Here is a 24,906-nt window from a genome sequence, read left to right as displayed (position 1 = left end):
CTCAATTATGGTTTCTGCCATTCATTTGCAACATTGCACCTTTGTATAAAACGCAATAGGCCTTTTCAAGCGCTGCATCTCACCATACAGTTTTGGCCAACATTTCAATAATACGAATTGCGATATTGGGGAGTGAATTATGAAAATTGCAAGTTTAATGGCTGCGACCTTTGCAGCACTTTTGGGCGCCACTACAATTGCAGCCGCTGAAAGCCTGCCAGATTTAGGCGGGCGCACTATCGTCGCCGTAACCGAAAACGCCTATACGCCGCTCAATTTTGCAGACCCGAAAACGGGGGAAGGCATTGGTTGGGAGTATGATGCCTTCAATGAAATCGCTTTGCGGTTGAATGCAAAAGTTGACTGGCAGATTTCAAGTTGGGACACCATGATACAAGCTGTGCGCGATGGCCAGTTCGATGTGGGTATGGATGGAATAACAATTACGGACGAACGGGCAACGCAAATTGACTTCTCGGAGCCCTATATGACTTCGCAACAGTTCCTGCTGGTGCGTGCTAACGAAACCCAGTTTACCGACGCTTCAAGTTTTGCCGCAAATGCAGATCTGCTGGTCGGGGCGCAACCGGGCACAACCAACTTCTATGTGGCTGTATACGACATGCTTGATGGTGATGAAGCCAACCCGCGGATCAAATTGTTTGAGACGTTTGGTGCAAGTGTGCAAGCTCTTAAAGTTGGCGACGTCGATACTGTATTGATGGATAGCACATCTGCACAAGGCTATATGGGCGCAAATCCAGGAGCTTTCAAAATTGTTGGTGACGCTTTGGGCACCGAAGATTTTGGCTTTATCTTTACACCGGGTTCCGACCTTGTTGCACCAATTAATGCGGCCCTGAAATCTATGCGCGAAGATGGAACGCTCGAAAAACTGAACCAGAAGTGGTTCTACGAGTATAAAGCCAACCAATAAGCGTAATTGGTGCCCACCATTGGTGGGCACCCATCCTACCAGCCCAGAGTTTGTCCCCCTAATGACCCCTATGCAAACGACAGCCAAACGCGAGATCCCCTTTTGGTTGCTCGCTGCCATTTTGTGCGCTGTTGTGGTGCTGTGGTCCATCATTGCGGATCAGGGCTATCAGACGATCTTCTTCGCGCTGAGCCGTGGCGTTTCCACTACGCTTTATGTGACACTTGTTGCCTTTACGCTCAGCGTCTGTTTGGCCACTATTGTTGTTTTGGCGCGCGTTTCCCCACTTCGTGTTTTGCGTGAAGTGGCCACATTTTACATAGAAATTGTGCGCGGCATTCCCATGCTGGTGTTGCTGTTTTACATAGCGTTTGTGGGTGCCCCATGGTTTGTCGGTTTTTTCAACTGGGGAATGAACCCGTTGATTGAATTGGGGTTATTTGGAAAGATGACCGTGCGCGGCTTCGATTTCACATGGCGGGCGATCATTGCGCTCACAATTTCCTATTCCGCTTTTATTGCTGAAATTTTTCGTGCCGGCATTGAAGCAGTTGACCGGGGTCAAGTTGAAGCAGCAAAGGCACTGGGGTTGGGCCGGTGGCACACCTTTCGTTTTGTCGTCGCCCCTCAAGCTTTCAAATTAATCTTGCCGCCAATGGGCAATGAACTGGTGGCGATGATCAAAGATAGCGCGCTAGTGTCGGTGTTGGGTGTGCAAGATATAACGCAATTAGGGAAGGTTTATTCGGCCTCTACATTCAAGTTTTTTGAAACATACAACGTTGTTGCATTCCTATATTTGGTGATGACCATTTCATTGTCGCTGATCGTTCGGTGGCTTGAAAGCATCATGGGGCGTTCGATGCGCGAAACAAACCGTCATCGGCGCTAGATCGCACCCTTATCTTGCTTGTGACATCAAACTACGTTAAACCGCGCAAACATAGGGGTTTTTCGTCAGGCATGGCCTGCCAAACAGATCAGAGAGTCCATTCATTTTGTTCAATCGTTTTCTATCCGCTTCAGCCGATGGTTTTGTCGCGCCGTCACCCGCCCAGCTTCGCATCGATATTCTTGCTGGACTAACCGTTGCTTTGGCATTGGTGCCCGAAGCCGTTGCTTTTGCATTTGTGGCAGGGGTTCATCCGCTGGTGGGGCTTTACGCCGCTTTCATCGTTGGCTTGGTTACCGCCATACTTGGCGGGCGTCCGGGTATGATTTCAGGCGCAACCGGCGCGCTTGCGGTTGTTATGGTTTCCTTGGTGGCTCAGCATGGCATTGAATATTTGTTCGCAACGGTCGTGTTAATGGGTATCATTCAGATTTTCGTTGGTATTATGCGCTGGGGCAAATTCATCCGCATGGTCCCCCATCCTGTTATGCTGGGGTTTGTGAACGGCCTAGCTATCGTGATTTTTCTCGCTCAATTGAGTCAGTTCCAAGTGCCTGGTTCAGCGACCGGCGGGGGACATGGTGTTGCGGGCGGTGAATGGATGACAGGGATGCCCTTATATCTCATGCTATTCCTGACCGTTGTGACGATGATGATCATCCACTGGGGCGGCAAATATATTAAGTTTATCCCAGCACCCTTGCTCGCAATTGGCGTTGTATCGCTGGCGGTGATCTTTCTAAACTTGGACGTCCCCCGCGTTGGCGATTTGGCATCCATTAAAGGGGGCTTGCCCCAGTTCCATATCCCAATGGTGCCTTTGAATTTTGAAACATTGCAGATCATTTTGCCATACGCTGTTATTCTTGCAGCGATCGGCCTGATTGAATCTTTGCTCACCTTAAACCTTGTGGCAGAAATTACCGAAACAAAGGGTGGTGCGTCCAAGGAAAGCGTTGCCCAGGGTTTGGCCAATCTTATCACGGGATTCTTTGGTGGCATGGGCGGCTGTGCCATGATCGGGCAGTCTATGATCAATGTGAAATCTGGCGGTCGCACGCGCTGGTCAGGCATTTCAGCCGCGCTGTTCTTGCTTGCCTTTATCCTTTTTGCCTCAAGCCTAATTGAGCAAATTCCATTGGCTGCACTCGTCGGCGTAATGTTTATGGTGGTGATCGGCACATTTGCTTGGCGCTCCATTCAAATCATGATGCGCATTCCGCGTGCAGATGCATTTGTGATTGTGCTTGTGACTGTGGTCACTGTCGCAACAGATTTGGCCACTGCTGTGGTGGTCGGTGTAATCGTAGCCGCGCTGGTTTACGCGTGGAACGCATCAACGCGTATGCACGCCACGACACCCGGGTATCACGAAGGCGATAAAGAAAAAATCTACAAGCTTGAAGGCCCATTGTTCTTTGGTTCCATTGAGAGTTTTTCTCTCTTGTTCGATCCCAAAGAAGACCCAGAAACAGTGATTATCGATTTTGCAGGGTCACGCGTGGTCGATCACTCTGGGTTGCAGGCTATTGAAGCTTTGGCCGCAAAATATGAAGCCAATGGCACCAAGCTAAAATTGCGCCATCTTTCAAACGATTGCAAAAATCTGCTTAAGAAAGCTGGGCAATTGGTTGAGCCAGCAGAAGATGATCCAGAATATGCTGTTGCTACAGATTATGACCTGCAAACCGGTCGTCTGGATGCCGGGCACTAAAGCGAGTTTGCTGGATTGCCTTTGAATAAAAGGCAATCCAGCAGTTTCACGCCAAAACAAACCTAAGCGCGTACCCTGTTGCCTGAAACAATTGGGGGCAGATTGGGTTATGTAAAATGCAAGAACTGCTTAGGTTTTTGACCGTTCACAATGCAGAACTATTGTTCATGGCGGCTGCGATGCTTTTGGCATACGCAATTGCCCGCTTTAAGTCTGTGCGCTGGCAAATCGCGCTGGTGTTTTCGATCACGCCACCATTCGTGTTTTTGCTGCACGAAGAATACATTCTGCGTGATCTGCTGCACTTGCTTTCCTGAAATTTCTCTCCACACAAAATTCGGAGCATAACCTTTCGTTGCATTTGCACTTTTGGCAAAAAGTTTTCCTCTTTGGGCATTCTCTTTTGGGTTACGACACCCCATATTGAATGTAATACAAAATCTCACAAAGGAATAATATCATGGGATTGCTAATTGGCGACGAAGCCCCCAATTTTGAAGCAGATACCACTGAAGGCCACATCAATTTTCATGACTATATTGAGGGTAGCTGGGCAGTTTTGTTCTCGCACCCGAAAAACTTTACGCCAGTGTGCACCACTGAGTTGGGTTACACCTCCAAACTAAAGCCTGAGTTCGATAAGCGTGGGGTCAAAGTGCTCGGCCTTTCTGTTGATCCAATTGAAGATCACAAGGCCTGGGTAGGCGACATTGAAGAAACACAAGGCACAGCGCTCAACTTCCCGCTGATTGCTGACCCAGAACGAAAAGTGGCAACACTTTACTCGATGATCCACCCGTCTGCTGACAACACCTTGACCGTGCGGTCCGTTTTTGTTGTCGGGCCAGACAAAAAAATCAAACTTAAGATCGAGTACCCAGCCTCAACGGGCCGGAACTTTGATGAAGTGCTGCGCGTTATCGATTCATTGCAGCTGACTGCTAAACACCAAGTGGCAACGCCAGTGAATTGGAAAGACGGTGACGATGTAATCATCGTACCAGCTCTTTCAAATGAAGATGCAGCTAAGAAGTTCCCAGAAGGCTGGAATGAAATGAAGCCATATTTGCGGATTGTGAAACAACCGACGTCATAAGAATTCAGCTAACGCAAACTACTGATCATTAAGGCGGCCAATGGCCGCCTTTTTGGTTTAAAGGCGGGAGAGTCTATTTTGCTCTTCCAGCAAAACTTGGCGCAGCTCAGCATCCTCTCTTGCCCGATCGCGCATTTTTCGCGATACGTCGTAATTCAAGAAGCGGATATCTGACACAATATCGTCGCGGTCTGCTTGGGTGATATCCGGTTGAGCCAGCTTTTCGGTTAGGGTTTCAATTTGATTTTGCAATGACTCTATGTCTTTGTCTATTGAGTGGACGTCGTTGGCCTCGCGATAAATACGCAAAAAACTGATGCCCATTTCCCCAGTGCACACGCCATTATAGGAGCGACCGGCCAAACCCACTTTCGCTGCATTGTTTGGGGTGCAATAGAATTTGAGCCCGGCGGCATGGCCTTTGTTATATAGGCTGCGATCAACGCTTATTCCATGCTTTGAACAAGCTTCATTGTGCTCGCTAAAGCGTGCCGTTGAATGTCCCGCCCGACCATCGGCCTCACCCACAGATTGCCAATCGCCTGTTTGGCACTGCGATTTGCTCAACGTCGCGCAACCCGCCAAAACTGCCAAAAGCAAGAACGAGGCCGTTAAAACCAAATAGCGCACGATAAACTCCGTTGTTGTTGAGCCATTTAGACAAAATCAATTGCGCTTGGCAACTGGTGCAGCAAAGTTGACTAGATTTCGAGTTCTTCGCGCGTCTTCTTTGTCAATTTGGCGGTAATAATGTCATAGGCTTGTTTGATATAGGCTTGGCAGGTCTCTTCATCCCAATTCGCTTTGTGCGAAATCTGCACCCACTTTGCCCGCGCAAGATATTTAGCCGGTCTAATGCCTTCTTGCGTCGGCAAAATGGCAAAAGACTGATCCGAGCATTTGAAACTGATGATATCCTGATCCGCATCATCCCAGCGGCTGTAGATCGCAAATATCTTGCCACCAATTTTGAAGACAGAGGCATTCCCCCATTGCACCACATGGGTTACTTTGGGTAGCGAAAAGCAATAAACTTCAAATTGTACGCGCGTGAGCATAATTGTTACGCACCACCAATTGTGCAACTGACCCCAGTTCCCTTCAGGCCGCAATAGCCATTGGGGTTTTTTGCCAAATATTGTTGGTGGTACTCCTCGGCAAAATAAAACTCTTCTGCAGGTTTGATCTCGGTTGTTATTGGACCATAGCCGCTGTCTTTGAGTGAGCTGGCATAAGCCTCATAGCTCGCGCGCACCACTTTTTCTTGTTCAGGCGAAGTGAAATAGATAGCACTCCGATATTGGCTGCCCACATCGTTGCCTTGGCGATTGCCTTGGGTTGGATCATGTTCTTGCCAAAAGTGCATCAAGATTTCTTGAAGGGAAATTATACTTGGATCATAGTTGACCAGAACGGCTTCCGCATGCCCGCTTTGTCCGGTGCAAACTTCTTGGTAGCTGGGATTGTCTTTGTGTCCGCCTTGATAGCCAACTGCCGTCACAAATACACCGTTAAGGCGCCAAAACAACCGTTCGGCTCCCCAAAAGCAGCCCAATGCTAAGTATATGGTTTGATTTTGCGATGGATAAGGCCCCGAAATAGGGTTGCCGTTTACGAAATGGCTCATCTGTGCGATTTTAATGTCCATTGTTGTCACCTTATAGTTCGTCAATATGCTTATAGCGTTCTCGAGTACGCGTTCGCCCAAGAAAAAGAAAAAACACCCCAAGAATGGCGCAGATCAGCCATGCAGGCGCCCCCAAAATGGTGACAATGATTGGATCCCATACGATTGGATGTACATAACGCTGGATGATTGCTTGCAAAGTGTTGAGGGTCAATGTGTCAAGTGCCCGATCGATCTCAAACCAAATCTGCCCCAATGGCGTGAACACCAATTCGTTAGATGAGAGCACTTTTGCGCCGTCCATGACAATCATGATCAGCATAAGGGCCAAAAACAGCGAGCCAATGAGGCGCGTAATCATTCGCATAAGACAATCCAGTTGGTTTCTTTGTTCGGTTTGGTGATACTAGTCACGCAAAAAATGCGATTCAAGCACTCAACGCATAAGTGAACACTTGCGATCAGTTTCGCGATCAGTATAGTGCGCGCCAATGCAACTGTGTTTGCCACCTGATTTGGTGCGCATTTGCTTGCGGAGAGGTGGCCGAGTGGTCGAAGGCGCACGCCTGGAACGCGTGTAGGCGGGTAACCGTCTCCAGGGTTCGAATCCCTGTCTCTCCGCCATAACTTTCTTCAACCTTCGCTGAAGTGAATTGGCGGAATATTAAGTTGAAAAACCGATCGCCAGCTTCAAAGTTTAGAGGTGCAGGTTACGACGTAAGGAACGCCCATTCCTCACTCTACAATCGACTTCGTCTCAATCGCAAAAACAGTCGAAAAAAATACGATCACAGATCTGTTTATCTCATCAGTCTCTAGCATGCGTACAAGACGGCGAACAGGTTTTATGCTCAAAAAAGAGCGCCTTGACCAGCAAGTTTGACATGACCAACAACAGAGTGACCTGACGATTGAGGTTCGACTTCTCAAGGACTTTTTTTAGTTGATTGCGACGCGTTTCGTAGGAGACACCGTCTTCAGCACTGATCTCGCGCAACGACTTCGAGCACAAAAGCTGCTTGAGCAGCTGAAGTTCACTATTGGTTAGAGTTGCATCAAATTCCATCGTAAACGTTGCAGCGATCAGCCAATCAGGCACCGGTGTAAGCGCGAGCGGTGTTTGATGATCAAAGTCGATGACGAAGAAACCGCCCTTTTCAAGCGCCAAAGGAGGAGAGGCATTCTGCTCAAAATTGTTTGTTGCCTCGATCGAAAATCTAGGCGCCATCGTTGAATTCATTTCTTAGACCAACCGCAGTTTTGCTGATCGCTCAGCATCAGCATTCCGCCACACAAAGTGTTCCGCCGGCCGTCGTTACGCGTTGGCACTGTTGGACCTATCAAAATTCACCTCCGAAACGGGCAAACAAGCTTGCTTCTTCAAATATTGCGGAGCCGGCGAGTAAAGGTGATCGCTCATTGTTTGGTGAGAACTGGGCTTGCCCAAACAGATGCGCCGCGTTCGCTGTAATTCCAACTTGTACACTCAAGAATTCAGAAAATTCATGCTCAAATGCAAACACCGTCCCCATCTCAAGTCCAAACAGAGTATATTGAATTTGTAGTGGCGAGCCTTGGTTTGTACGCAAGTGGTGTGTGTCGTCAATAATAGCTAGGCTCGGCCCGACCAATGCGCTCATATCAAAGGTCGTTCGCTCACCAAGTCGCGTTGACAGGCTTGGGCCCAGCCGGATTGACGTCCTCGTTGTGCGATGCGTTATGACTGGCTGTGTGTCCGTAACAAAAGGAAGCGATTGGCATACACCTCCGCATATCAGGCCTCTGTTTTCCCGTATGTCATGCCCAACTTTTGTCTCAATGGCTAAAGAAAGCGTCGTCGCATTACCGATGCGGGCTATAGGCGCAGAGCGAAATTTTGCTGCAATTTCGACATTTGTCGGCACCTGTGTGCGGCTAGTTGTTTGTGAAAAAAGCACTTGATCAGCAAGGTAATCGTTATCTATGAACTCGGAATGTGCCCGGAATGCAGCTTTGATGCTTACCTCAATTTCACTTCCTTCACCGCTCTTTTGTCTGAAACCTAATTTGGCAGACGAGTGCAACTGCCCGGGATAGATGAGAGAACTGGTTGGGCTGCCCAATATGGGATTGAACATAGACGCGTCGTGTTGAAAAGTTGCCTGCGCGTATTCCAACGCCGTTTCAGAATAGAACGACCAAGACCCAGCTATTGCGCCTTGTGCGGAGCTGAAGAGAACGAGCCAACAAATGAGCGCACGCCGTTTCCAAAGTCGTCTCATTTAGAAGTTGGCCCTTAGTGAGATGCCTAAATCATGACTTTCATGTTTATAGAATATGTTGTCGGATTCTTGCACTTGAAAGGTATAGGCAAGAACTGGGCGAAAAGCGCCGAAAGTGATGTCTTTGTGGCTCAGTTCCAATTGGGTTCTAAGAAACTGATCAGTCTGGTTTCCAGCGGTTGTAAGTGGAGCCGGTTGATTATGAAAACGAACCCCTGCCGATGCCTCCGCGCCAAAAGTCAAACCGTTCTCAGTACTGTGTTCCAGGCGGGCTTTCGCTTCAATTTTGTGCGATTGTCTTGCAACACGATCAGTCAGAACTGAGTTTAGTCCTGTGCTTAGTGTAAGCGATGTCGTTTTGCTCAGATTTCTTTCCCAACTCACACTACCGTGAAAGTAAAATCCATTGAAGTAGTGCGCGTCGACATAATTGTTTCTAGAAATCTCAGCTTGGTACGCCATTGAATTGTTGTCATCAAGTTTTTGGCGAACGATCCCTTTTGTTCCAATTTTAGTATGCGAATGCTTTGTGCCAAGAAAGTGAAGGTCAATGAATGGCGTGAGCACTGCTGATGCATTTTCAGTCATTGAAAGTGCAAGGGGTGTTTCAAGCGCCAACCTGGGGGAAATCACCTGATCTACTGTGGAATACCCAATTTCGGTTCTAACAACTCCGGCAAAGGAGGAGGTCCGCGTCTGATTTAGAACCTTGGTGAATGTTGCCCCAATGGTTGCATTGACACCCTTGGAGGCCTTCGAACCCGAAGTGACTTCGAGACCATTGATGTACCCTACACTTGTTTGCTTATTTGCATTGGACGAAGGCGTCACACTTCCATAAACACCGACCGAAACTTTGGATCGAGTACGCTCAGCTTCAAGCATACCTCGGATCAAATCGCGTTCTTGCCCGTTCGGCAAAATGGCTACGAGTTTTTGTAGGTCAGATTTAGCCGCAGCGCTTCTTCCCAATTTGGTATTGCAGATGTAACCCAGTTCATGCAGCGGGGCAAAACTAGGCTTTGCCTGTTTTAGCGCGTCGATAATGGGAATTGCCTCGGCGCAGTTGTCTTCCACGGAGAACTTGGTTGCTGTCACATATAGAAAAAAGAAGCTGCCGGTTTTTGCTTCCTCATCTAACGTAATAGCCAAATTGGACGCAGTTACCCAGTCCTTGTTTTCTATAGCATGGGCCATATCCGAATAACCCTGTGCGAATGCAGTTATGCAGCCACTTCCAACAACAACGAGTGCAACGAAAAAGCGTAATATAACCCACATAAACATACCTGTTGCGTCCGCCATCGGTTTTGATGACGGACGACTTCTTTTTGCTAAGATGGGCTTATTTCTTATTGCCGATGAAGAACGCGGATGCGTCTACATTGTTCATCGTGCCAACGCTGGCACCGGCAATTTCTTCAGCGTTTGGACCATAGAAAGCCCCAACCACATCGCCTTCATAATCCCTATCTGAAATGGACGTGACGGCGCCGCTAAACTTATTACCCGCTATAGTGCCGGTGAAACCGCCATTTTTGGTGCCTTCGTAAGACGTATCCGCTGTAATGGTCTTGTTACCAAAATCTGCGATGGCATCAAAGTTGCCGAAACCGCCGCCACCGTTGTTGGTTATGATGTAAAAGTCTCCACCATAAGATGCTTTTTGCGACGGAAGTTTGTCTACGGGGGTCTCCAATCCCGTCGCAATCATCGTGTAGCCCTCATTGGTTTGAATGCTGTAATTCTGACCGTTGCCTTTTGCGTTTTTAAAGAGAAATGCAAGTGAAGCAAAATCGCCGTTTAGAATTGAAGCAACATCTGTCCCATTTGTGGAATTTGATAAGTCGCCATAGCCAAACGCCAAGGCCTGATAGTCTTTGCCGTTGATTTTTTCCACGTGCGAAACGCCGTTGCCCGAAATGGTGTGTTTTTTGCCGTCAACAGTAATCGTTAGCGTTTTTTTATCGTCTGAAACATGAACGCTTGCCGTTGTATAGCCGTTGGCACCTGCAGCCGCACTAACAAGTCCATTACTGCCTGTTGCAAAACCCGAAATGCCTGCAGCTCTTTGCTGTGCGCTTAGGACGTTGGATGGTGAGCCATCTTGCGCATATGTCGCTGCATATGCTGTCATGGCACGTTCGCCTGCAGATACGGAACCATTTCCATCGATATCAACGACGGCTGCAGAATTGTTGCCACCCGAACCAACATCGGCCACACCAAAAAGCCCACTCAGAGCCGTACAGCCAGAAAGCATTACAGTAGCACCGAGCAAACCGGCAATTGTCAGAGTTTTTTTCACGTATGATCTCCAGAAAAATAGTTGTGATTTATTGCATCCCAAGTAAACCGACCGGCGCTTGTTCTTTGTTTAGTTCTTGTTGGGGTGTATGACCTGTCGTCACGTCAAAGCACTTTTGGGCAAAACCAATGTCACGGGGCGAACCGCGACCATCTAAGACCTTTTGCAATCTTTTGAGGGTGTCCATGTGCTCAGGTGGCCAGAATGAAGCAAGTTCATCTATGATCGCTTGGGACAGAGGAGCCCCGTTGCTCCTCACAGTTTTTGGAATGTCCCCACAGGTTGCTGGATAAACAACAGCAGCTCCATTTGCGACATTTGACGTAGTTGTCACACATGCGGTTAGAAGAATGCAGCTGGCACCAATTGCCATGCCACCTCGTATCGATCTTAAAACCACACCGTCCCCAATACTTTGCATAAATCAAACGCTTAGCGGCCAAGGCCACCATGTTTGAATGTTTACAAAGGATTAATCACGAAAATTCAAAGGAAGTTCAATTCCGTAAAAAGTGCCAACTACGGCGCAAGCAGGCCTATAGACAGTGCTTTGGCAACGGCGTGATCTCGAGTAAGGGCCGACAGCTTCTTTCGGCTGCGGGCAAAGCATTTCTTAATCTGGTCCTCACTTTTTCTGAGGCGAAATGCGATTTCTTGATTGTACAATCCTGCAGCCGCAAAATTTAGACAATCGATCTCAAACTGGTCGAGCTTGATCAGTGCATTTGGTGCTTGCACGCGGAACTGGGCATCCAACAGAGCGCTGATTTGTTTAAGATAATCACCATGGTGCTCCCAATATTTCTCAAAATCTTGCTCTGCAATTGTACTCGTTCTCAGGCCAATGCCAGAAGAGACAAGACCATTTTGTCCAGACATGCGCCCGAGCAGCAGTGTAATGCCGACGTGCATTCCATGCTGCCGATCGATTTCCCATTGTGTTTGATAATCTGTCCGATTTTGCTCAATTTCGGCTTGCAAAAGATGCGCAGGCTCATGATGCCAACGAATTTCGCTTTCCCCTTTTAGAAGGGGCGGCAATGTAAAGTCGGCGTCCAATAAATCTCGATCACCTATGGCATCAGCCCAGGTTTTAGGGTGGCTGTGCCTAAATATTGTTACATCTGTCGCAGTGCGATGGTTAAATTCGGTTTCTAGGGGAATGTAACCATAGCCAATACCGTCAACACCGAGCTTCTCATAAGCATGAAGACATAATGTCCAAGCCTGGCCGGATGTAGTTGTGCCGCGCAAAGAATCTGACAGTGCTAAGACTATGTGTTGTGCAGTTTCTCTCAAAGCAATTCATTTCCTTGGTAAGGGCGGCACCATTCTATTCTTTTCACCATTCTTACCAATACCGTAATAAGTGCATCTAGGGGGTGATCAACCCCAGAACCAATGCCTTGGCCACCGCGTGATCGCGCGTTTTTGCTTGCAGCTTTTTTCGGCAGCGGGAGAATGTTTTTTTCACTTGGTCTTCACTCAGCCGCATCAAATACTCAATCTCAGCAAACTGTCGTCCAGACTCCGCAAAATTCAGGCAATCCCGCTCGGTTGTTGTTAGGCCAACGTAGGATGGCAGATGGTCTTTGCGGATACTCGTGTCGAGTATAGAACAAATTGCTTTGAGATAGCCTCTATGAATGTTCCAAAATGTAACAAACTCCAAGTCGGACATGGTCGAATTCCTTAAGCCCATGCCGGAAGTAACGCCGTGGGTGTTATCTATATCCAAGGCCACCGTTACTCCTTGGTTCATCTTGTACGCACGGTCAATCGCGTCCTGAGTGGCAAAGCGCCGTCTGTCTTCCGTGGGAATGTTTGCGGTTTCCAACAAATCGTCAGAATCTACCCACGTCATGTCATCACGCCCAGATACAAGCAACGATGCGGTGATATCATTGTCTAGCAATCCTTGCGGGCCCGTGTCGTCCGCCCACCCTTGGGGGTAGCTATGACGAAACATGACAGCGTTGCTTGATCCTTGTAAAAATACCTCGGAGCGAAATGGAATAATGCCATATCCGATCCCGTCGATGCCAACTTCAGCAAATGTTTCTGAGCATTTGCGCCAAACGCTGTCCAGACTATGATCCCCTCGAACAAAGTCAGATAATTCAATTATCGAATTGTGAAAATTCATCTCAGCAACTTCTCACTGCCCAAATGCCCGCACTCGTCGATATGTCGTAGATCATGGGTTGATCAACCCCAGAACCAGCGCCTTGGCTACCGCGTGATCGCGCGTTTTTGCCTGCAGTTTTCTTCGGCATCGGGTGAATGCTTTTTTGACTTGGTCTTCGCTCAATCGCATCAAATACTCAATCTCAGCAAACTGCCGCCCAGAGGCTGCAAGGCTAAGGCAATCACGCTCGGTCGTCGTTAGCCCAACATAGGATGGCAGATGGTCTTTGCGGATACCTGTATCAAGGACAGAGCATATGGCCTTGAGTTGGTGCTGATGCGTCGACCAATATGCGCCGAATTCGGATTCGGTCATGGATGAATTCCTCAATCCCATGCCGGAGGTAACCCCGTTGATTTGGTCGATATCCAAAGCGATCGTCACCCCTTGGTTCATCTCATATGCCCGGTCGATTTCGTTTTGCACGACAAAGCGTTTTCGCTCTTGGTCGGGGATCTCCGCTTGGTCCAATAATTCCTCTGTATCAACCCAGATCAAATCGTCACGTCCCGATGCAAGCAAGGGGATTGTAACATCATCATCAAGCAGTCTTTGCGGCCCCGTATCGTCCGCCCAGCCTTTGGGGTAGCTGTGACGGAACATCATAGCGTTGCTTGATCCTTGCAAAAACACTTCTGAGCGAAACGGAATGATGCCATATCCGATCCCGTCTATTCCCAGCTCTTCAAAAGCAAATTGGCATCGCTTCCAATGCGTGTCCAAACAGGTTGTCTCTCGAGTTTGATAGGCAATGTCTAAGAAGGTATTTCGAGCGTTCATTTCAGCAATTTCCCCCAAAATATATCTATGCGAATTCGCCATGACTTTTGGTGCAATTTTTGTAGCACCCAAGGCATGACGCAATACCGTAAAAAGTGCCAAATTGGGTTCACGGCTGGATAATTCTGGCCTGAATTGCGATCGCTATCGCTTGATCGCGTGTCCTTGCATTTAGCTTTAGCTTTGCGGACTCTATGTAACTTTCAACTGTACGGCGGCTGATCTGCAATTGCACTCCAATGTTAGCAGGGCGAAGACCGACAGCAAGAAGCTCCAAGCATTCCTTTTCTCTTAACGATAGCCCACATAGTTCTTCAGACATTTAGTACACCAAAAAAGATCACATATTGATGCATGCTATTTGTTGGACCATGCAGTTTGTTCATGCAGGGACCTGGTTTTTCGGCGCGCCCAATTTCCAAGTAAGACTAAAAACCGACAATATGGTGAAAAGTATGAAACTGGGAACAAAGAGGCCATGTGGTTCCCATGCCTGCATAGAAAATCCGTTTAAGATCGGCCCGATAAGCGCTGCAAGTGCGTAGAACATTCCAAATCCCGCATTAGCATTGGCAAGGTCTTTGCCTTTATAGCGATCGCCAATCATAGAAATGGTGACGCTATAGATACAGGATACGCAACCTCCCCAAACGAACAGCACCAACAAAAATGCGGTCGCGCTGGAAAGAGCGAAAGGGAGTGCTACCGCTCCCATTGCACCTATGACAGCACAAATTGTTAGCGTTGGTTGTCGACCGATTCTGTCTGAAAGAATGCCGATAGGCATCGGAAAAACCAAACCGCCAAGCGCAAACGCTGTAAGTGTGTAGGCCGCAATATCGGCTTCAAAACCAACGCGCAGCGCGTAAACTGAAATTAAATAGGCAGGAATGTCCTCAAAAACGCCATAAACAATGACGCCAAAAGCGGCCAAAGGTAACAAAAGCAACAACCGGGACGGGATCATGCCATTGGAATGATCTTCGACTGAAACGGGTTCAGAAACCGTTTCGTCTTTCGTGGGCAGGATCAACAATCCACCCAATACGAGTGCTGCAGAAACTGAAAGAAATGGAAAGAAACCACTTTGCCCGATTTCAGGTTGTATAAGACTTCCAAGCGCAATGCCAAAGAAGAACGAGAATGAATATGCACCAGTAATCCTCCCGCGGTTCTTTGTCTTAGTAACAACGTTTACCCAATACTCGCCAACGCGGAAAAAAAGCCCAAGACTGCCGCCAAATATAAAGCGAAGGGCGAACCATGCCGCAAGGTCACTAGTAAGCGCGAATCCAAGAATAGAAATTGCTGCCACACTCAAAAACAACAAAAGCAGTGTTTTTGTCGAGAACTTGGTTTGAAGGAAAGGCAAAAACGGCTGGACAATGAGCCATCCAAGGGCTGGCATGGCGGAAATTAAGCCAATTGTTCCAGAGTTAACGCCATTGTTGTCTAGAACTATTGCAAGTAGTGGAAAAGAAAAACCATACCCAAGTGCAGCAACTAATATGGGCGTAAACAACAACCAATGACGCAAAACAACCTCCTAAAATTTGACAGACTTTAGTATGGCTTTTGCATAATGAAATAGTGAATGTGTTTTTGTTGTGTGGCCGGACGAAACGATTGTGTTTCACCTAAGAAATTGCCGCACACCCACGTCCTTACTGGATTTAGATGCTTCGGAGCAGCTTCTGGCGCACGCTGGTCGATCGCAAGCTAACTGTTGGCACGCGTAGTTGCGTATGTCCGTTCTGAGATATCGATCGCTGAAAACTCCTTTGCGACCGCTGAAAGAAATATTGCCTCCGCGTCGGATTTTCGGCGGGCAGGGTTGTTAATCAGGTAAATGTCAATCATCGGCAGGTCGTCATATGGGGGGAGTTGGCGCAGGTGCCCGGCGGCAACGTCCATCTCTGCCACATGCAAGGGCAGGGCGCCCACACCAATGTTTGACATGATCATGCGCCGAATTTCATTCAGGCTAGAGGAAACACCTCGCCAAGTGTTGGCCAATCCCAGCCGTGCACGTAGATGGGAAATCGCTTCAAGCGGTCCACCTTCGGCTTCGGTTTGGAAGGCAACAAACGGCTCGCCTTCAAGTGCCTTGGGGTCAATATCCTTCACACTAAAAAGCGGGTGGCGGGCACCACAATATAGCCCGAAGTACTCTCGATAAATAACCAAGGCGTCCAGGCTCTTTGGCATTTTTGACAACAGGCAAATGCCAAAACTTGCGCGGTTTTGTGCAATCATGGTCTCAACCTCGTCACTTTCGCTGACTGAAAATGAGTAGGTGACGTTGGGGTGCGCGTTGGAAAACTGATCCAAAAAGTCATCAAAATGCTCAGAGATCACATGGCTGGTGATGGCAATGGACAAATGCCCGCGAAGTTCCGTGTTGTCGACATCCATAAGCGATGGCAATTGGGACACCGCGCCGAATATTGTTGCGCATTCAGTATAAAGAACTTGCCCCGCCCGGGTGACGGTAAACTCATTGGGCTTGCGAATGATCAGAGTTTGTTCAGTGACCTGCTCCAATCGTTTCAGCGCAAATGAAATTGTTGGTTGTTTTAGGCCCAAGAAATGGGCCGCTTTAGATATCCCACGCTGCTCAACAACAACCATGAACGTACGCAACAGGTTCCAGTCTAGGTTCCAGGGGAAGCGGTGATGTGACGGGTTATGCATAAATCTCACCTATATTGAAGATGTTATATATTTATTTGCGCGATATCGCTCGTCATGCAAGTGTCTTTTTTGAAATTCGACACATCGGGTAGGCAAATGCCGGCCAAATGTGAAATCAACAAGGGAGAGAAAACATGACCTTTCGTCGTACATTTTTGAAATTTGCAGTAGCCGCAGTTGGTTTTGCCGCAATGGGGATGACCCCAGTTGTTGCAGAAGAGCTGGATACGCTAAAAGAAAAGGGTGTCATTCGCATCGCAATGTCTGGCGCATACCCTCCGTTCAACTTCGTGAACGAAGAGAACCAAGTTGTTGGCTTTGATCCAGCTGTTGGCACAGAAATCGCAAAACGTATGGGCCTAGAAGCTGAAATCGTCACCACGGCATGGGACGGTATTATTGGCGGTCTTTTGGCAAATAAATATGATGCGATCGTTGGTTCAATGACCATCACCGCCGAGCGTGATGAAGTCGTTGATTTTGTTGGACCATACTATTCTGACAAACGCGCGATCTTCACAAAACCGGGTTCTGATATCAAAAGTCTTGCGGATTTGGATGGTAAAAAAGTTGGGCTAACACTTGGCGAAACCCACGAAGATTGGGCACGCGCTAAGGGCTACAGCATAAGCACTTACAAAGGTCTGCCTGAATTACTGCTTGAGCTGGAAAACGGCCGAGTTGATGCAATCGTGAACGATTCGATTGCCGCCATTCTTGCAATGTCTGCAAAGGGTCAGCAATTTGCAATGTTTGACGATCCTGAAACAAAACCGTTTGGTGCAGGTATTGCCATCCGTGAAGGAAACCCAGCGTTGGCAGAAGCAATGCAAAAGGCTTTGGATTCCATGATGGAAGACGGAACCTACCTCGCGCTGGCCGAAAAATGGATCGGTGCGGACATCCGCTAACTCTATTGGCAAAACTCCCGTCGCAGTTTGCGGCGGGACATCGTTTGTAGATGCGTCGCGGGCGCAATTGAATCGGTACTATATTGCTGCTGCAAATGGCTTGCGCGATCATTTACAATGAACAATAGCTCAATCAGGTTGCTCTTTCATGATGCACATGTGTTTTGGCGCGAGTTATGGCGGCGCATTGGTGGCAGTTGCCCCAATCAACGAAAGGATAGGTTATGGATTTTGAGCTGATGCAAAAGGTCTATCCATTTTTTCTTGAAGCAGCATGGGTGACCATCCTTCTGTCTGTCCTCACGGCTATTTTGGGTTTGACGCTTGGAGCACTTGGGACGTTTGCACGATTGTCTCGCTTTGTTGTGCTGCGCGCAATTGGTGCTGCCTATGTCAGTGTATTCCGCGGTACCCCAGCTCTAATACAGCTCTTCATTTTATATTTTGGAGGTCCGCAAATTGGCATTCAGTTAGATGCATTTCAAGCCGGCGTGATTGGCCTTGGCATCAATGCTGGCGCCTATATGACCGAAACGATCCGTGGCGCCATTATTTCCATCGACAAGGGCCAAACTGAAGCTGCACGAACGCTTGGATTGAGCCGCTGGCAGACCATGTACAAAGTGATCTTGCCACAGTCCCTTAGGTTGATGGTGCGCCCGCTCGGCGTAAATATCAATGCGCTCATAAAGGCGACTGCGTTGGTGGCCGCAATTTCTGTCGTTGAACTCACCTATACCGCGCAGCGCTATATCGGCTCAACGTACAAACCCTTTGAAATGTTCCTGCTCGCAGGCGTTCTTTACATGATCATCATCTATGTGGCCGGCCGAGGTGTAACTTGGTTGGACCGCAAAGTGCAGATCACTTGATCTGAAAAAGGATAAACGGATGGGACTGGATTTTTCTATTCTGCCAAAATACATGGATGTGCTCTTGTTGGGCTGTCTATGGACCATCGGCATCACGGTTGCCGCTGCACTATTGAGCTTTTTTGTTGGCATCTTCTTCGCCGTAATCGCGCTCTATGCACCATGGCTGATCAAACAACCCTTTCGCCTAATCGAGTGGGTTTTCATGGGCACGCCGCTCCTACTTCAGCTTTTTTTGATCTACTTTGGGCTCGTACAGATCGGTATTGATCTCCCCGCATTCGTTGCCGGGGTCATTGGGCTTGGATTACACTTTGCTGTCTATAACTCTGAGTTAATCCAGACCGCTATTCTTGCAGTAGACAAAGGGCAAATGGAGGCCGCGCGTACGCTAGGTTTGAGCCGAGGGCAAGCCTTGCGCAAAGTGGTTATTCCTCAAGCTGTCCGCGATGTTATTCCCCCAATTGGCAACAATATGATCGCTTTATTAAAAGACAGCGCGTTGGTTTCAGTGATCGGCGTAAGTGAGTTGACGCTTTCCGCGCAACGCATGATCGGCAAGACATATCGCCCGTTTGAGTTCTATCTGGCAGCGGCGGCCCTTTACTACATCATCAACCTTTCAATGGAATGGGTGCAGCGCAAGATTGAACGCCGCATTGCCATCTCCCGTTGAGTTAGGAAGCCACCATGAACGAACAGACAAAATTCGTCGAAATCCGCCACGCTCAGAAGTCTTATGGCGATTTAGAGGTTCTCAAAGACATCAGCCTGACCGTTGACCGCGGCCAAATTGTTGGCATCATTGGCTCTTCTGGATCTGGAAAATCAACCTTGTTGCGGGCTATAAACGACCTTGATCCTTTGACCGGGGGTGAGGTGTGGCTTGATGGTGTGCAGGTGAACAAAAACCTGCCTTACCGCAAGTATGAAAAGCACATCAACGAGATGCGCCAGCAAGTGGGCATGGTGTTCCAGCATTTCAATTTATTCCCGCATATGACGGCCCGTGAAAATGTCACCATGGCACCCATCATGTTGAAGGGCCTTTCAAAGGCAGAGGCGAATAAACTCGCCGAAGAACAACTCGATGAGGTCGGTTTGCTGGAGCGGATCGATTATTACCCATCACAACTCTCCGGAGGGCAGAAACAACGGGTTGCTATTGCGCGTGCGTTGGCGATGAAGCCCAAGCTTATGTTGTTTGATGAGGCGACCTCGGCGCTGGACCCAGAGTTGGTGGAAGAGGTGAACTTGGTCATGAAAAAGCTCGCCGAAAAACACATGACGATGATCATCGTAACCCACGAAATGGATTTTGCATCCTCTGTGTGCGACCGGGTTCTTTTTATGGACCAAGGGGTCGTGGTCGAAGAGGGGCCACCAGAAGTGATCTTCAAAAATCCGAAACAAAAACGCACGCGTGAATTCCTTCGAAAACATCTCGCAGGTGCAAAGTGAGTGATGCGCCTTCATATCTGTTTTATCAATCTCGTAATCCGCGCCCTTTCTTGGATCGTGGCGAAGGGATCTATTTGTTTGATGAAAGTGGCAAACGATATATAGACGGCTCTTCCGGGGCTATGGTGTCAAATATTGGCCACTCAAACCCACGTGTGCTGGCAAAAATCAAAGCACAAATGGACAAAGCGACATTTGGCTATCGGCTGCATTTCCGCACTCACCCTTCCGAAGATTTGGCGGCCAAAACAGTTGCCATGACCCCAGAAGGATTGGATCGAGTATTTTTCGTCTCGGGTGGCTCAGAAGCGGTGGAGAGTGCGACAAAACTTGCACGCCAATATGCCCTGACCAGGGGGCAAGCGAGCCGCTACAAGATCATTTCTCGCTTTCCATCCTATCATGGCTGTACGCTTGGTGCCTTGGACCTGACAGGCTATGATCCGTTGCGTGAGCCATTCGCACCTATGATGCGCGGCATGCCCAAAACCGCAGCCCCGGTCACCTATTTGGATCGTGACAATTTAACCGAAGAAGCGCGCGGCCTAAAATACGCCGAGCTTTTGCGCGAAAAGATATTGGCCGAGGGTGAAAACACGGTCCTAGCGTTTATTATGGAACCAGTGGGCGGTGCGTCCACAGGGGCATTGGTTGCGCCGGACAGCTATTATCAACGCGTTCGCGATATTTGTGACGAATTTGGTGTGATCCTGATCTATGATGAGGTCATGACCGGGGCAGGCCGAACAGGCAAATTCTTGGCCGCCGAACATTGGGGTGTGACCCCTGACATTGTGGCGCTCTCAAAAGGTTTTGGTGCTGGTTATGCACCTCTTGGCGCGATTGTCTCAAGCGCAAAAATCGTTGAGGCAGTTCTTGATGCAGGCGGTTTCCTCCACGGGTTCACCTATGCTGGCAACCCCTTGGCGTGCTCAGCTGGTTTGGCCGTGCTTGAAGAGCTTGAGGATCAAAACCTGATTGAAAATGCCGCCAATATGGGCGACGTTCTAATGGCTGAACTGCGCGCGTTGATGGAGCGCTATCCTTTTATTGGCGATGTGCGGGGCAAAGGGCTGCTCACGGCGTTCGAATTTGTGGCTGACCGTGAAACAATGGAACCATTGCCGCCAAAGCTCAATGCGCATGAACACCTTGTCGAGTTGGCGTACGAACGCGGTCTGATCATCTATTCACGCCGAACTCGCGGGGGCACAGCTGGCGATCACTTCCTTTTGGCCCCACCGTTGATCATAACCAAGGAACAAGTTCTTGAAATGATGGCGATCCTGCGCGACGCGCTTGACGCCTTTGCCCATGAGGTGGGTTTGCCCATAGAGGCTGACGCATGAAGCTTCCCAACAAACAATGCACAACAGAAACCGCCATTGCCAAAATCCGGGATGGCGACACGATCATGGTTGGTGGATTTGGGGTGCCGGGCACGCCGATGACGCTAATTCATGCCCTGGTGGCCCACGGCGCGCGCGACCTTACGTTGGTAAAAAATGACGCCAACGAACCCGGCCTTGGCATTGATCATTTGCTCAGAAGCGGTCAGGTGCGTCGTCTCATTACCACGCATCTTGGCCTAAATGCTTATGCGATCGAATTGATGAACACCGCAAAGCTTGAAGTCGAGTTCAATGCCCAAGGTATCTTGGCCGAACGCATTCGAGCAGGTGGTTCTGGCTTGGCCGGTATTTTGACAGATATTGGAATTGGCACTGAGCTGGCTGAGGGAAAGCAAGAAATTGAGTTTGAGGGCAAGCGTCAGATAATTGAAGCTGCGCTGCGGGCCGATGTTGCTCTCATCCACGCGGAACGAGCTGATGTTTTCGGCAACCTTGAATTCGCCGCCACAGCACAGAACTTCAATCCACTTATGGCGATGGCTGCTGACTGCGTTATCGCAGAAACTGTAAACTTATTGCCTGTTGGTGGACTGAACCCCAACAACGTCCAAACGGCCGGGGTCTTTATTGATCATGTGACCGAACTCACGGCGCTCACAAAGGAGTATGCAGTTGTCAAACGCTAGAGAACGCTTGCTTGCGCGCGCCGCGCGCGACGTTCAGCCGGGCATGGTGGTGAATTTAGGCATAGGTTTGCCAACCAAGATTGTTGACCATTTGTCAGAAGATCTTTGTGTTTGCCTGCACACTGAAAACGGTATGATCGGAATTGGCCCAAGCCCGTCGCCAGAACAAGCAGATCGCAATCTGATTGACGCCGGCGGCGCGTACGTTTCAACTGTTCCCGGCTCGGCCTTTTTTGATAGTGCAACCAGCTTTGCAATGGTGCGTTCTGGACGACTTGACCTGACCATGTTGGGCGCATTTGAAGTCGGCTCGAACGGCGACTTAGCAAATTGGAAAATTCCAGGAAAGTTCAGCCCCGGCGTAGGCGGTGGCATTGAGCTCGCCCAAAAGGCGCGTCGTGTTGTCGTTCTCACTACGCACACGGATCGCGCGGGCAACCCCAAGCTAAAAACTAAGTGTTCGTTGCCGCTAACAGCCCCAAATTGCGTGGCGCGGATCTACACAGATTTGGCGGTAGTTGACGTTGGCCCAAAAGGGTTTGAACTCGTCGAACTGGCAAGAGGTGTAACCGCAAATGAGGCGGTGGAAGCCACGGGTGCGCCTTTGATCCTGCCCCACGGTGAGCTGGGAGTATTTTAGACTTATCATGACCCACAACCTAAGCGCGCGCCTATTTGACGAAGTGGACAAAGCTTTTGAGCTTCAGGTCGACTTTCTGTCTGAATTAACGTCTCATGCCTCCGTTCGCGGGCAGGAACAATCAGCTCAAAACTTGATGGCCGATCAGTTGGACAAGCGAGGTTATGAAATCGATCGTTGGCAAATTGATCTTGCTGATATTCAGCATCTCCCCGGTTTTTCACCGGTTCTTGGCCCCTACGAAGAAGCGATCAATGTTGTTGGGGCACACCGCTCAAAGACACGAAAAGGTCGCTCATTGATATTGAATGGCCACATAGATGTGGTGCCGACCGGGCCGCTTGATATGTGGGACAGTCCCCCGTTCGAGCCACGAATCGCCGATGGTTGGCTCTATGGCCGCGGCGCTGGAGACATGAAGGCGGGACTTGCGTCAAACCTGTTTGCGCTCGACGCGCTGAACGCATGTGGCTATGCCCCAGCCGCCGATGTGTTCTATCAATCCGTGGTGGAAGAAGAATGCACGGGTAACGGTGCTCTGGCTTGTCTGGCGCGTGGTTATACTGCCGACGCCGCACTTATCCCCGAACCGTTCTCCGAACATTTGGTGAGCGCACAACTCGGCGTGATTTGGTTTCAAGTTCGCCTCAAGGGCCTACCTGCGCATGTGGCCTATGCGGGCAGTGGATCCAATGCGATTGAGGCGGCTTTCCCGCTGATTGAAGCGTTGCACAAAATGGAACACCGCTGGAACGCGGCCCAGAATCGTCCCAGTGACTACGTCCACATGGAGCATGCGCTGAACCTAAATGTTGGAAGATTTGAAGGCGGTGATTGGACCAGTTCCGTTCCCGCGTGGAGTGTGTTCGACGTGCGCATGGCAATTTTCCCGGGGCAGTCCATTGATGATGCGAAAGCTGAGATCGAACAGGTGATTTTGGCGGCCGCCCAAGAGAACGCATTTTTGCGCAATAGCTTGCCCGAGGTCATCTATCATGGGTTCCATGCTGAGGGTTATGCATTGTCACAAGACAGTTCAACACATGCGGCGACCGCCATCGCAACGCTTGAAAACGCACACCAATTGGCCACTGGCGAACCATTGGTGCGCGAAGCAATAACGGCGACCACAGACGCCCGGTTTTTTGGCCTTTATGCGGACACGCCCGCACTGGTCTACGGTCCTCGCGCTGAAGCGATCCATGGATTCAATGAGCGTGTCGAATTGGAAAGCATGCGCAAAATCACAAAATCCACCGCACTGTTTATTGCGGAATGGTGTGGCGTGGAAAAGGTTTAAGGACAATCAAAATGCGCGAAGCTGTTATCGTCTCCACTGCCCGCACCCCAATCGGCAAAGCCTATCGCGGGGCGTTCAATAACTTGGAAGCACCCAGCCTGGCCGCCCCAACCGTAAAGGCCGCTTTGGCCCGCGCTGATCTAACGGGCGGCGAGGTTGAAGAAGCAATTTTTGGCGTGGCACTAACCCAAGGCACATCCGGGGTCAATGTGGCACGTCACATCGTTATGTCCACCAATTTACCTGACAGCGTGGCGGGAGCGACGCTAGATCGACAATGTGCGTCTGGTTTGAATGCGATTTCGATTGCCTCACATATGGTAGCAAGTGAAGGCGTGGATGTCGCGCTGGCTGGTGGGTTAGAGAGCATTTCATTGGTGCAGAATGAACATTGGAACGCACACCGATATAGGGATCCCAGCGCTGCAAAAAACTATTATCTGACCATGTTGGAAACAGCCGAAATTGTGGCTGAGCGCTATGGCGTAAGCCGCGCCGCACAGGACGAGTATGCCCTGCAAAGCCAGTTACGCGCGGCGCGAGCACAGGATGCGGGTTTGTTTGCAGATGAGATTATTCCCATAAACGCAACAAAATACATCACGGACAAAGCGACGGGCGAAACCCGAGAAGAATCAGTAAAGCTGGTGCAAGATGAATGTAATCGCCCAGCGACCACTGCAGAAGGGCTCGCGGCCCTTAGTCCGGTTCTTGGCGCCAATAAAACGGTAACTGCTGGCAACGCTAGTCAATTATCAGACGGCGCGGCCACATTGGTAATCATGGACGCCTCAGAAGCATCGCGGCGCAATCTGGATCCGCTTGGTGCCATGCGCGGATTTGCGGTCGCAGGTGTTGCGCCTGAAGAAATGGGCATCGGACCAGTAGTTGCCATTCCGCGCCTGCTCGGGCGTGCCGGGCTGACATTGGATGATATTGATCTTTGGGAAATTAATGAAGCCTTCGCCGCCCAGCTTATTTACTGCCGCGATCATCTTGGTGTGCCGAACGAGCGGTTAAACGTAAACGGCGGGGCAATTGCCATCGGGCATCCCTACGGCATGTCGGGCGCGCGTATGGCGGGACATATTCTACTTGAGGGCCAACGCTGCAAGGCCAAATGGGGCGTGGTTTCCATGTGTGTTGGCGGCGGCCAAGGTGCTGCTGGCCTGTTCGAGATATTTTAA

At 49.5% G+C, this 24,906-nt stretch carries 28 protein-coding genes and 1 tRNA gene; 15 read left to right on the top strand and 14 right to left on the bottom strand.

Annotated features, from left to right (window positions below; translation table 11 throughout):
* The first annotated feature begins 139 nt into the window (after nucleotides 1-139).
* From O4H47_RS05860 to O4H47_RS05840, 5 genes are all read left to right on the top strand, one after another.
* Nucleotides 140-937, top strand: coding sequence for a transporter substrate-binding domain-containing protein (locus O4H47_RS05860; RefSeq protein WP_269393027.1), 798 nt, complete (start codon nucleotides 140-142; stop codon nucleotides 935-937).
* A 61-nt stretch (nucleotides 938-998) separates the two neighbouring features.
* The gene (locus O4H47_RS05855; RefSeq protein ID WP_269393026.1) at nucleotides 999-1,829 is read left to right on the top strand and encodes an amino acid ABC transporter permease; all 831 of its coding nucleotides are present in this window, start codon (nucleotides 999-1,001) and stop codon (nucleotides 1,827-1,829) included.
* Between the two features lie 106 nt (nucleotides 1,830-1,935).
* Nucleotides 1,936-3,543 carry a SulP family inorganic anion transporter gene (locus O4H47_RS05850; protein ID WP_269393025.1) on the top strand — a complete coding sequence of 536 codons (1,608 nt, stop codon included), beginning with the start codon at nucleotides 1,936-1,938 and terminating at the stop codon, nucleotides 3,541-3,543.
* Nucleotides 3,544-3,659: 116 nt separating this feature from the next.
* Nucleotides 3,660-3,860 carry a hypothetical protein gene (locus tag O4H47_RS05845; protein ID WP_269393024.1) on the top strand — a complete coding sequence of 67 codons (201 nt, stop codon included), beginning with the start codon at nucleotides 3,660-3,662 and terminating at the stop codon, nucleotides 3,858-3,860.
* 143 nt (nucleotides 3,861-4,003) lie between these two features.
* The gene (locus tag O4H47_RS05840; RefSeq protein ID WP_269393023.1) at nucleotides 4,004-4,639 is read left to right on the top strand and encodes a peroxiredoxin; all 636 of its coding nucleotides are present in this window, start codon (nucleotides 4,004-4,006) and stop codon (nucleotides 4,637-4,639) included.
* A gap of 57 nt (nucleotides 4,640-4,696) precedes the next feature.
* Here O4H47_RS05840 and O4H47_RS05835 read toward each other — a convergent pair whose 3' ends face one another.
* The 4 genes from O4H47_RS05835 to O4H47_RS05820 form a co-directional block, all read right to left on the bottom strand.
* Nucleotides 4,697-5,269, bottom strand: a complete 573-nt coding sequence (locus O4H47_RS05835) for a DUF2799 domain-containing protein (protein WP_269393022.1) — start codon at nucleotides 5,267-5,269, stop codon at nucleotides 4,697-4,699.
* Between the two features lie 71 nt (nucleotides 5,270-5,340).
* On the bottom strand, nucleotides 5,341-5,697 hold the full coding sequence (locus O4H47_RS05830; protein WP_269393021.1) for an MmcQ/YjbR family DNA-binding protein: 357 nt from the start codon (nucleotides 5,695-5,697) through the stop codon (nucleotides 5,341-5,343).
* 5 nt (nucleotides 5,698-5,702) lie between these two features.
* Nucleotides 5,703-6,287 carry a peptide-methionine (S)-S-oxide reductase MsrA gene (gene msrA, locus O4H47_RS05825; protein ID WP_269393020.1) on the bottom strand — a complete coding sequence of 195 codons (585 nt, stop codon included), beginning with the start codon at nucleotides 6,285-6,287 and terminating at the stop codon, nucleotides 5,703-5,705.
* A gap of 10 nt (nucleotides 6,288-6,297) precedes the next feature.
* Nucleotides 6,298-6,633 (bottom strand): hypothetical protein, encoded by a 336-nt coding sequence (locus O4H47_RS05820; RefSeq protein WP_269393019.1) that lies wholly within the window; start codon nucleotides 6,631-6,633, stop codon nucleotides 6,298-6,300.
* Between the two features lie 167 nt (nucleotides 6,634-6,800).
* Here O4H47_RS05820 and O4H47_RS05815 point away from each other — a divergent pair.
* Nucleotides 6,801-6,890 (top strand) — tRNA-Ser (locus tag O4H47_RS05815).
* Between the two features lie 184 nt (nucleotides 6,891-7,074).
* On the opposite strand, the gene O4H47_RS05810 is transcribed toward O4H47_RS05815, so the two are convergent.
* From O4H47_RS05810 to O4H47_RS05770, 10 genes are all read right to left on the bottom strand, one after another.
* Nucleotides 7,075-7,494 carry a helix-turn-helix transcriptional regulator gene (locus O4H47_RS05810; protein WP_269393018.1) on the bottom strand — a complete coding sequence of 140 codons (420 nt, stop codon included), beginning with the start codon at nucleotides 7,492-7,494 and terminating at the stop codon, nucleotides 7,075-7,077.
* A 112-nt stretch (nucleotides 7,495-7,606) separates the two neighbouring features.
* Nucleotides 7,607-8,383, bottom strand: coding sequence for a hypothetical protein (locus tag O4H47_RS05805; RefSeq protein WP_269393017.1), 777 nt, complete (start codon nucleotides 8,381-8,383; stop codon nucleotides 7,607-7,609).
* Between the two features lie 144 nt (nucleotides 8,384-8,527).
* Complete coding sequence (locus tag O4H47_RS05800) at nucleotides 8,528-9,808, bottom strand: surface lipoprotein assembly modifier (protein WP_269393016.1); 1,281 nt, start codon at nucleotides 9,806-9,808, stop codon at nucleotides 8,528-8,530.
* A gap of 64 nt (nucleotides 9,809-9,872) precedes the next feature.
* The gene (locus tag O4H47_RS05795) at nucleotides 9,873-10,835 is read right to left on the bottom strand and encodes a transferrin-binding protein-like solute binding protein (RefSeq protein ID WP_269393015.1); all 963 of its coding nucleotides are present in this window, start codon (nucleotides 10,833-10,835) and stop codon (nucleotides 9,873-9,875) included.
* Between the two features lie 519 nt (nucleotides 10,836-11,354).
* Nucleotides 11,355-12,134 (bottom strand): helix-turn-helix transcriptional regulator, encoded by a 780-nt coding sequence (locus tag O4H47_RS05790; RefSeq protein WP_269393014.1) that lies wholly within the window; start codon nucleotides 12,132-12,134, stop codon nucleotides 11,355-11,357.
* Nucleotides 12,135-12,210: 76 nt separating this feature from the next.
* On the bottom strand, nucleotides 12,211-12,981 hold the full coding sequence (locus O4H47_RS05785; protein ID WP_269393013.1) for a helix-turn-helix transcriptional regulator: 771 nt from the start codon (nucleotides 12,979-12,981) through the stop codon (nucleotides 12,211-12,213).
* A gap of 51 nt (nucleotides 12,982-13,032) precedes the next feature.
* Complete coding sequence (locus tag O4H47_RS05780; RefSeq protein ID WP_269393012.1) at nucleotides 13,033-13,803, bottom strand: helix-turn-helix transcriptional regulator; 771 nt, start codon at nucleotides 13,801-13,803, stop codon at nucleotides 13,033-13,035.
* 109 nt (nucleotides 13,804-13,912) lie between these two features.
* A complete protein-coding gene (locus O4H47_RS18165; RefSeq protein ID WP_419719600.1) occupies nucleotides 13,913-14,125 on the bottom strand; it encodes a helix-turn-helix domain-containing protein in 213 nt (70 codons plus the stop codon).
* A 60-nt stretch (nucleotides 14,126-14,185) separates the two neighbouring features.
* A complete protein-coding gene (locus tag O4H47_RS05775; RefSeq protein WP_269393011.1) occupies nucleotides 14,186-15,340 on the bottom strand; it encodes an MFS transporter in 1,155 nt (384 codons plus the stop codon).
* A gap of 182 nt (nucleotides 15,341-15,522) precedes the next feature.
* The gene (locus tag O4H47_RS05770) at nucleotides 15,523-16,497 is read right to left on the bottom strand and encodes a LysR family transcriptional regulator (protein WP_269393010.1); all 975 of its coding nucleotides are present in this window, start codon (nucleotides 16,495-16,497) and stop codon (nucleotides 15,523-15,525) included.
* 134 nt (nucleotides 16,498-16,631) lie between these two features.
* Between O4H47_RS05770 and O4H47_RS05765 the strand changes: the two genes are divergently transcribed.
* The 9 genes from O4H47_RS05765 (at nucleotide 16,632) to O4H47_RS05725 (ending at nucleotide 24,906) form a co-directional block, all read left to right on the top strand.
* On the top strand, nucleotides 16,632-17,408 hold the full coding sequence (locus O4H47_RS05765) for a transporter substrate-binding domain-containing protein (RefSeq protein ID WP_269393009.1): 777 nt from the start codon (nucleotides 16,632-16,634) through the stop codon (nucleotides 17,406-17,408).
* A 224-nt stretch (nucleotides 17,409-17,632) separates the two neighbouring features.
* Complete coding sequence (locus tag O4H47_RS05760; protein WP_269393008.1) at nucleotides 17,633-18,280, top strand: amino acid ABC transporter permease; 648 nt, start codon at nucleotides 17,633-17,635, stop codon at nucleotides 18,278-18,280.
* Nucleotides 18,281-18,299: 19 nt separating this feature from the next.
* On the top strand, nucleotides 18,300-18,956 hold the full coding sequence (locus tag O4H47_RS05755) for an amino acid ABC transporter permease (protein WP_269393007.1): 657 nt from the start codon (nucleotides 18,300-18,302) through the stop codon (nucleotides 18,954-18,956).
* Between the two features lie 14 nt (nucleotides 18,957-18,970).
* Nucleotides 18,971-19,741 (top strand): amino acid ABC transporter ATP-binding protein, encoded by a 771-nt coding sequence (locus O4H47_RS05750; protein WP_269393006.1) that lies wholly within the window; start codon nucleotides 18,971-18,973, stop codon nucleotides 19,739-19,741.
* Nucleotides 19,738-21,090: an aspartate aminotransferase family protein gene (locus O4H47_RS05745; RefSeq protein WP_269393005.1), complete on the top strand. Its 1,353-nt coding sequence runs from the start codon at nucleotides 19,738-19,740 to the stop codon at nucleotides 21,088-21,090. The genes O4H47_RS05750 and O4H47_RS05745 overlap by 4 nt, the downstream gene beginning before the upstream one ends.
* On the top strand, nucleotides 21,087-21,779 hold the full coding sequence (locus O4H47_RS05740; RefSeq protein ID WP_269393004.1) for a CoA transferase subunit A: 693 nt from the start codon (nucleotides 21,087-21,089) through the stop codon (nucleotides 21,777-21,779). Before O4H47_RS05745 ends, O4H47_RS05740 begins: the two co-directional genes overlap by 4 nt.
* The gene (locus tag O4H47_RS05735; RefSeq protein WP_269393003.1) at nucleotides 21,766-22,419 is read left to right on the top strand and encodes a 3-oxoacid CoA-transferase subunit B; all 654 of its coding nucleotides are present in this window, start codon (nucleotides 21,766-21,768) and stop codon (nucleotides 22,417-22,419) included. Before O4H47_RS05740 ends, O4H47_RS05735 begins: the two co-directional genes overlap by 14 nt.
* Nucleotides 22,420-22,426: 7 nt before the next feature.
* Nucleotides 22,427-23,719 carry an ArgE/DapE family deacylase gene (locus O4H47_RS05730; protein WP_269393002.1) on the top strand — a complete coding sequence of 431 codons (1,293 nt, stop codon included), beginning with the start codon at nucleotides 22,427-22,429 and terminating at the stop codon, nucleotides 23,717-23,719.
* A gap of 11 nt (nucleotides 23,720-23,730) precedes the next feature.
* Nucleotides 23,731-24,906, top strand: coding sequence for an acetyl-CoA C-acyltransferase (locus tag O4H47_RS05725; protein ID WP_269393001.1), 1,176 nt, complete (start codon nucleotides 23,731-23,733; stop codon nucleotides 24,904-24,906).

This window comes from Maritalea porphyrae (assembly GCF_027213965.1).
In the GTDB taxonomy this organism is placed as follows: domain Bacteria; phylum Pseudomonadota; class Alphaproteobacteria; order Rhizobiales; family Devosiaceae; genus Maritalea; species Maritalea porphyrae_A.
This window is presented reverse-complemented; position numbering and strand designations above follow the sequence as displayed.